Here is a 7395-nt window from a genome sequence, read left to right on the forward strand (position 1 = left end):
GGCACGCGGCCCCGGTGCTCCAACACCGGGGCCGCTTTCGAGCCGCACCACCTGCTAGGGAGACCACGACTCATGAAGAACATCGCTGCACTTCAGAAGGTTGTTACCGACCTCCTGCCCGACGCCGAGCCGTCGGCGGCCGAGCTGGACGCCATCGACATCGAGATGCCGCTGATCCTGGCGGAAGTCGAGCTGCTGGACGCGCAGATCATCACGCTGGACCGCGCCCCGAACGTGCTGGACAACCGGCGCATCCGGCGGGCGGAGAACAAGGTACTGGCCGCCCGCCGGGACCTCGCCAACCGCGCCGCGCCGGTGCAGTCGGGCGGTGCGGCATGAATCGCAAGCCCAAGACGCTGCTGGTGCTCGCGCTGGTGGCCGTGGTCGGGATGGCGTTCCGGGTGTCGTGGAACGCGCTCAGGGACGTGGCCCGCGCGATCGGCGCGGACCACACCGCAGCCACCCTCTACCCGTTCGTGGTCGACGGGCTCATGGCGCTGGCGCTGGTCGCCACGCTCGTACTGACCGCCGACGCGCGGCGGTTCGCACTGCGGGTGCTGGGCACTTACACCGCCGCGTCCCTGGTCCTCAACTACGTCCACGGTCTGGTCCCGGCGCTGCACGGCGCGACGGTCGACTGGGGCCGGTTGGCCGACTGGGACCCGGCGAATTGGGCGCTCGTACTGCTCGCCACGTCGCTTCCGGTCGGGTCGATCTACTTCGGGTCCGATCTGGTCGCCAAGGTTCTCCACCATCAGCCGGACCCGATCGCAAATCCGGAGAAAACGGCTGATACCGTGAGGAATCGGTCTACAGGTGACCTCGCGGAATCGACCCCGGGGCCCGTGGTCGTGAACGCGACGCCGATTCCCCGGGCCGTTCAGGTCGGCTTCCTCAAGTCGAGCATCCCGGACAAGCCGGTGCCGTCGACCGCGCTCGTTCCGATCGGGCGGTCGGTGGCCGCTGAATCGCCCCGCCCGCGCCGGGCAACCGGGCGGGTGCCGGACGTAGCCCGATCGAGTCGGCCCAGGCGGACCCCGGGCGAACTCCTCACAGAGGCACGGTCACTGACCGCCGACTGGCCCGAGGAGAAGTTGACCGCAGAGGGCATCCGCAAGGCCGTCCACACCTCCCCCGCCAACGCCCGGACCCTGCGCGATGCCCTGCGCGGGGAGCGAGCCGCTGACGCTGCGCGGGTGGCGTGATGGCCGTCGCGTATGCGCAGTGCTTCGACCCGTCCGGCGCCCGCTACGGCATCCCCACCTTCCCGTGGAAGCTCGCCCCGGACGGCTTCGCCACGCGTCGGCAACTGCGCGCTCAGGGGCTTCGCCCCGGCGGTCAGCCGGTCGCCGCCCAGCTCATGCGCCGCTCACGCCGCCGCAAAGCGGGGGTGAGTGTCGCGTTTCTGTACCGGGTCGAACTTGCCCTGCCGGTGCGGCCGATGACCTCGCGCAAGTGGGGTGCGCTCGCGCTGGCGATGCTCGCCCGCCGCACCTGCCCCGAGTGCCGCTTGGACGCCGGGTACGTCATCCCGCCCTCGCTCGGCATGTGCGTGACCTGCGCCTACCCCGAAGAACAGTGCGCCGCCTGAATCTCCCGCCCCCGGCCCGGCCGCCCGCCTCCTACAGCCTGCGGCCGGGCTCTGGACTCCCTGTAAAGGAGTGGAACCATCGTGACCGAGCACAGCGCTTTTGAGCACACCAAGGAACCGGCGGAGCACACCGCTGAGGTGGTGCCGTTCCCGCTGAAGAAGAAGCCCCCGCAGACCGGGCTGGACGCGTTGGCGCCGGGTGAGGTGAAGCCGGGCGAGTGGGAAGCCGTCCTGCCCGACACCGAGGCCGAGGATGAGTCGGACGGTGTGGTGGAGGGGGCCCCGGTCGACCCGCCCAAGACGGTGTATCCGCCGTCGGTGGCGGAGTGGATGGAAGCCAAGGACAAGGCCCGGCTGCCGGTCTTCCCGGACTGGGTGAAGCTGCCCGACCAGCGAAAGGCCGTGCGCAAGTGGGCGGTTCGCCACTATTCGGCGATGGTGGGCTACCACGCGTGGCGCCTGCCGTGCATCTACGCCCCCAAACTGCTCGCCTACTCCCCGCGGGGAGCGTGGCGCTGGTCGACCACGGCCGGACGGTGGGTGTTCGACGCCGAGGGCAAGGCCCTGCGGCTGGCCGCCGTCGCCGCTGAGGATGCGGGACAGTACCTGTCGCTGTCGCGTCAGCGTGACGCCCGGGTACGGCTGCGGGGCATCGTCGCCGGAGTGGGCGCCGCCGTGGGCCTGACCCTGGCCCTGGTGTTGTGGGTGATGGCACCGTCCTGGCTGCTCCTGCTGGCCGTGGCCGCGTTCACGACAGCCACGGGCGTTGCCGGGGCGCCGGCGGACCGGCCGCTCATCGACCGGGCGAAGGTGACGTTCCGCAAGCGCAAGCTGTCGTCCGACATCATCACCCGCGCCTTCCAGGCCGCCGGGCTGACGGTGAAGGACCAGGGCATCGCCTTCCCCCGCCCGATCGGCCGGGACGGCGACGGATGGCGGGTCGTGGTCGACCTGCCGTACGGGAAATCGTTCGGGGACGCGCTGGCCAAGCGCAAGGCGCTGGCCTCGGGCATCGACATCGCCACCACTCAACTGTTCCTGGACGTGGATGAGACCAGTGAGCGGCGGGTGTCGATGTGGATCGCCGACCGTGACCCGCTCGCGGTCCCGGCCGGACGCACCCCGCTGCTCGGGGCGACCCGGGTGGACTTCTGGAAGCCGTTCCCGTGGGGCGTGGATGAGCGGGGCAACCCGGTCATGGCCACCATGCTGTGGCTATCGCTGCTGGTCGGTGCGGTGCCCCGGCAGGGCAAGACGTTCTCGGCCCGCACCATCGCGCTGGCCGCCGCGCTGGACCCGCATGTCCGGCTGATCGTGTTCGACGGGAAGGCCTCCCCGGACTGGCGCGGCTTTGCGAAGGTGGCGCACCGGATCGGGTTCGGGATCGTGCCGCGCGGCGGCTTCGACCCCGTCGCGCACCTCGTGGACGCGCTCACCGAGCTGAAGGCGGATGTGGAAGACCGCTACCACCGGCTGTCCGAACTCCCGCTGCACATCTGCCCCGAGGGCAAGCTGACCCCGGAGATCAGCCGGGACAAGAAGCTGAACATGCCGCTCACGCTGGTCGTCGTGGATGAGGTGCAGGAGTACTTGCAGCACCCCACCCACGGCAAACTCATCCTGGAACTCCTGGTCTACCTCGCCCGGGTCGCGCCCGCCGTCGGCGTCCCCGTGATGCTCTCCACCCAGAAGCCCGATGACCAGGCCTGCCCGAGCGTCCTGCGTGACCAGCACCAGGCCCGCTTCTCGCTGCGGGTCGGGTCCTGGCAGGTCTCCGATGTCGTGCTCGGCGCCGGTTCCTACAGCGAGGGCCTGGACGCTTCCCGGCTCCTGAAGTCCCACAAGGGTGTCGGTCTGCTCAAGGGCATGTCGGACGACTCCGGGATCGTGCGCACCTACCTGGCCGACGGCCGGGACGCGGACGCCATCCTCGGGCGCGCCCGTGCCCTGCGGGAGGCCGAGGGCACCGTGACCGGTGACGCGGCCGGGGAGAGCGGCAGCGGCCGGGCCGCTGACGCGATCCTGGATGACATCGGCGCCGTGCTGGGCCGTGCCGAGGACAAGGTGTGGTCCGAGACCGTCGTGGACCGCCTGGCCGCACTCAACCCCGACGCCTACGGGCCGTGGGCTGAGCTGGAAGGCCGCGCCAAGGCCGACCAGCTCGCCACCGCGCTCAAGCCGTTCGGGATCACCACGGGCCAGGTGTGGGGCAAGACCGACAACGGCAAGGGCGCCAACCGGCGCGGCATCGAGCGTCAGCACATCATCGACGCCATCACCAAGCGTGACAAGAACCGGTCTGCCGGATAGGCCCCGGAGGTTGCTAGGTCTAGCGACCCACCTCGCTAGACCTAGCAACCTCGCTAGCAACCAAAACGGCACCTGATCAGGTCGCTAGCACCTAGCGACCCACCTGCGGAAACCCCGAAAACCCGCCCTGGAGCCCCTTCATGACCCTCCCCGCCTTCGCTAGCGCCTGCCTACTCGTCGCCACGCTCTGTTACGGCGTGCGGTGCTGGCTCAGCCCGTTCGGAACCTGCCGCCACTGCGACGGCCTCGGCTTCCAGCTCACCCACGACCGCAAGGGACGGCCCAAGCGGGGCAAGCACTGCCGCCGCTGCAAGGGCCACGGCATCCGCATACGCATCGGCCGCCACCTCTACAACCGCGCCCACCGCACCTACCGCGCGGGCACCCGCTGACCACCCGGGAGACCACCGATGGCCATCACCATCCCGCTCGTCCTGCTCTTCGGCGTCGTCGTCCTGCTCCTGCTCCGCTTCAAGGCCCTCGGAGCCGGGGCCGCCGCCGTCGCCGTGCTCTTCGGCTTCTACCTCGCCGACACCGGCGCCCGCCACACCATCAACGATCTGACCACCGCCGTCGTCACCAGCCTCGCCAACCAGCGCTGACCGGAGGAACCCGTCATGAACGAACCGATCCTCGCCCGGCACTGGCTCACCCTGGCCGCGCCGAAGGCGGCCCCGGCCGTCGCCACCTCCACGGTGCTGATCCTGGGACGCATCTGGAACGCCAACGGCGCCGAACACTCCACCGGCAACGCCGCGTTGATGGTCATCCTGGCCGCCGGGGCAGCGGCGGCCGGAGCCTGCGCGTCCACCGGCCGCGCCGGGGACAGCGTGATCGCCGGAACCGCGTTCGCCACGTCCGGCGGCCTCGCCCTGGCGGGCGTCGCCGGATACTCCGACGGCCTCCCGTTGCCGTTGCTCCTGTGGGCCCTGGCGACCGCCGTCGCGTACGGGCTCGCGGCCCGCTACTGGCGCACCGAACGGCGCGACACCCTCGCCCACCAGCGGCACACCACCGAACGGCGCGAGGACCACGCCCACATCGAACGCGTCGAAGCCCTGCGAGCCGGAGCCCAGATCGAATCCGCACGCGCCGGCGCCTCCTACGCCGAATCCCTCGCCACCGCGCTCATCACCCGGGCCACGCTGCCCGGCTTCAACCCGCAGGCCATCGAAAGCGCCGGCCTGCCCGAACTCCCCGCCATCGAACGCTAGATACGGCTAGGGCGGCCCCCGTCTCGCCAAAGTCCGGGGCCGCCCTGGTTCTCCGTCCACACGAGAACTGGAGACATCCAGCATGACGCAACCCACCGACACTCCGCGAGACGGCCGCCGACCGTTACGCCTACGCACCGCCCTCGAACTGGCCGCCTCACAAATCCCGATCCTGCCCCTGCGGGCGGGCAAGGTCCCGTTCGGTAACTGCCGCCGCTGCACGGACAACGCATGCGGCGGCCGACCGAACATGAAGAACGCCGGCCCCTGCACCTGCCCCGGCCCCTGCCACGGGTGGGCCGCCGCGACCACCGACCCGAACGTCATCAACTCCATTCTGTGGCGCCGGGCGTGGGTGCAGGCCTCTGCGGTCGCCTACCACCCGGGCGGCGCGGGTCTGACGGTCGTGGACCTGGACAACGCCGACGCCATCGCGTGGGCCCGCGAGAACCTGCCCGCCACGACGACCGTGCCCACCACCCGGGGACAGCACTGGATCTACCTGGGGCGGATGCGGTCGGCCAACGCGGTCCGGCCCGGCATCGACATCAAGTCGACCATGCAGTACGCCCGCTGGCTCGGGTACGGCTCCGGCACCATGGCGCCCCTGCCGTCGGCCGTCCGGGCGCTGGTCGAGAGGGAAGAGACCACCTCCCCGCCCGGCAGGGTGGTCTCTTCCGTTGCCGGGCGGCCCGTGTGGGACCGGTCGGTGGCCACCGGCTGCCGCCACACCGCCGCCTACGTCCGCACCGGCCTGCAACGCGGCCTCGCCAGGATCAGCGCGCACGCCGAGTCCGGCGCCGGGTCGCAGGCGTTCGCCGTGGCGCAGTTCGTCGCCCACCAGCACGCCCAGTGCCCCGGCCCCTGCGGTCTGGACGTCATGGGGCGCGAGATCGTGGCTGCGGCCGTCTCCGTGGGCGTTCCCAAGGCGTATGCGGAGCGGGCCGTGGCCAACGGCATGGCCCAGGTGGTGAGGGCGGCATGACGCCCCGCCGCCCCCGCAGCGAGACAGCGGCGTGCGGGCAACTCGCCCTGGACGACCTTCCGGCCGCCCCGACGGCAGCACCTGCCGCCGGGCGGGCGGTCGTTGCTCGTAAGACGTCGGCTGAAGGCCGTCCTTTCACGCTTGTCCGCCCTGACCCGCACCCGCCCACCCAGCGTGGCCACGGCCCGGTTGTCTCCGGTTGGCTGCGGATCGTCGCCCCACCGTCCTGGACCGCCCAGGCCCGTGCGCACTGCTGGTGCGGGTGCGGCTTCGAGCGGGACGCCATCGGACGGGCGGCCGTGCTGCAACTGATCGCCGCGCACGGCGAACACCGCACCTCATGCCCGCTGCTGGGCCGTGGCCAAGGCGGGAGGGAGGCATCGTGATGGCGGAGATCCGACATGTGGTGATGATGAGTGGCGGGATCGGCTCGTGGGCCACCGCCAAGCGCGTCGTCGACGAACACGGCCCCGAGCACGTCGTGTTGCTGTTCGCGGACACCAAGGTCGAAGACGCCGACCTGTATCGGTTCCTGGACGATGCTGCGGCCAGCCTGAAAGCCCGCCTGGTCAAAATTGCCGACGGCCGCACGCCGTGGGAGGTCTTCAAGGACCGCCGGATCATCGGCAACAGCCGCATCGCCCCGTGCAGCCAGTACCTCAAGCAGATCCCCTGCCGTCAGTGGCTGGAAGCCCACACCGACCCGGCGACCTGCGCTGTCTATGTCGGCATCGACTGGTCCGAGACCCACCGGCTGCCCGCGATCCAGGCGGCCTACCAGCCGTGGACTGCGCTCGCTCCGCTGTGTGAGCCGCCCTACCTCGACAAGGAAGACCTCCTGCGCGGTGCCGCCGCACGCGGCCTCAAGCCCCCGCGCCTCTACGCCCAGGGATTCCCGCACAACAACTGTGGCGGCGCCTGCGTACGGGGCGGACAGGCCCAATGGGCCCTGCTGCACGCCACCAACCCCGACCGCTACGCCGAGGAGGAACGCCAGGAGAACGCCCTGCGCGCCCACCTGGGCAAGGACGTGGCGATCCTGCGCGACCGCATCGATGGCGTCTCCATCCCGCTGCCCTTGACCGTGCTGCGCTCGCGGATCACCGGCCAGCAGATCGACGCCGATGACTGGGGCGGCTGCGGCTGCTTCACCGAGCCCACCGCCGCATCCGAAGGAGGCGATCAGCCCATGACCGCACAACCGGTCGACAGCAGTGACGACCTGTGGGCCGGACTAGCGGCCGACCTCGAACCGCCCACCGCCCCCCTGGTGCCGATGTGGGACGAACCCGTCC

Annotated in this window: 9 protein-coding genes; all 9 read left to right on the plus strand. The window is 71.0% G+C overall.

Annotated features, from left to right (window positions below):
- Positions 1-72 precede the first annotated feature (72 nt).
- Positions 73-339 carry a DUF6284 family protein gene (locus tag A8W25_RS05820; RefSeq protein ID WP_067157020.1) on the plus strand — a complete coding sequence of 89 codons (267 nt, stop codon included), beginning with the start codon at positions 73-75 and terminating at the stop codon, positions 337-339.
- Positions 336-1205 (plus strand): DUF2637 domain-containing protein, encoded by an 870-nt coding sequence (locus A8W25_RS05825; RefSeq protein WP_067157023.1) that lies wholly within the window; start codon positions 336-338, stop codon positions 1203-1205. Before A8W25_RS05820 ends, A8W25_RS05825 begins: the two co-directional genes overlap by 4 nt.
- Positions 1205-1591 carry an RRQRL motif-containing zinc-binding protein gene (locus tag A8W25_RS05830; protein ID WP_067157026.1) on the plus strand — a complete coding sequence of 129 codons (387 nt, stop codon included), beginning with the start codon at positions 1205-1207 and terminating at the stop codon, positions 1589-1591. Before A8W25_RS05825 ends, A8W25_RS05830 begins: the two co-directional genes overlap by 1 nt.
- 81 nt (positions 1592-1672) lie before the next feature.
- Positions 1673-3901, plus strand: a complete 2229-nt coding sequence (locus tag A8W25_RS05835; RefSeq protein ID WP_067157029.1) for a cell division protein FtsK — start codon at positions 1673-1675, stop codon at positions 3899-3901.
- Between the two features lie 140 nt (positions 3902-4041).
- Positions 4042-4293 carry a hypothetical protein gene (locus A8W25_RS05840; RefSeq protein WP_067157032.1) on the plus strand — a complete coding sequence of 84 codons (252 nt, stop codon included), beginning with the start codon at positions 4042-4044 and terminating at the stop codon, positions 4291-4293.
- Positions 4294-4311: 18 nt separating this feature from the next.
- Positions 4312-4503: a hypothetical protein gene (locus tag A8W25_RS05845; RefSeq protein ID WP_067157035.1), complete on the plus strand. Its 192-nt coding sequence runs from the start codon at positions 4312-4314 to the stop codon at positions 4501-4503.
- Between the two features lie 15 nt (positions 4504-4518).
- Positions 4519-5115 (plus strand): hypothetical protein, encoded by a 597-nt coding sequence (locus tag A8W25_RS05850; RefSeq protein ID WP_067157038.1) that lies wholly within the window; start codon positions 4519-4521, stop codon positions 5113-5115.
- Between the two features lie 82 nt (positions 5116-5197).
- Positions 5198-6100 carry a bifunctional DNA primase/polymerase gene (locus A8W25_RS05855; RefSeq protein ID WP_067157041.1) on the plus strand — a complete coding sequence of 301 codons (903 nt, stop codon included), beginning with the start codon at positions 5198-5200 and terminating at the stop codon, positions 6098-6100.
- 382 nt (positions 6101-6482) lie between these two features.
- On the plus strand, positions 6483-7395 hold a 913-nt coding region (locus tag A8W25_RS05860), incomplete at its 3' end, for a hypothetical protein (protein WP_199831676.1).

It is taken from the genome of Streptomyces sp. ERV7, from assembly GCF_001653515.1.
In the GTDB taxonomy this organism is placed as follows: domain Bacteria; phylum Actinomycetota; class Actinomycetes; order Streptomycetales; family Streptomycetaceae; genus Streptomyces.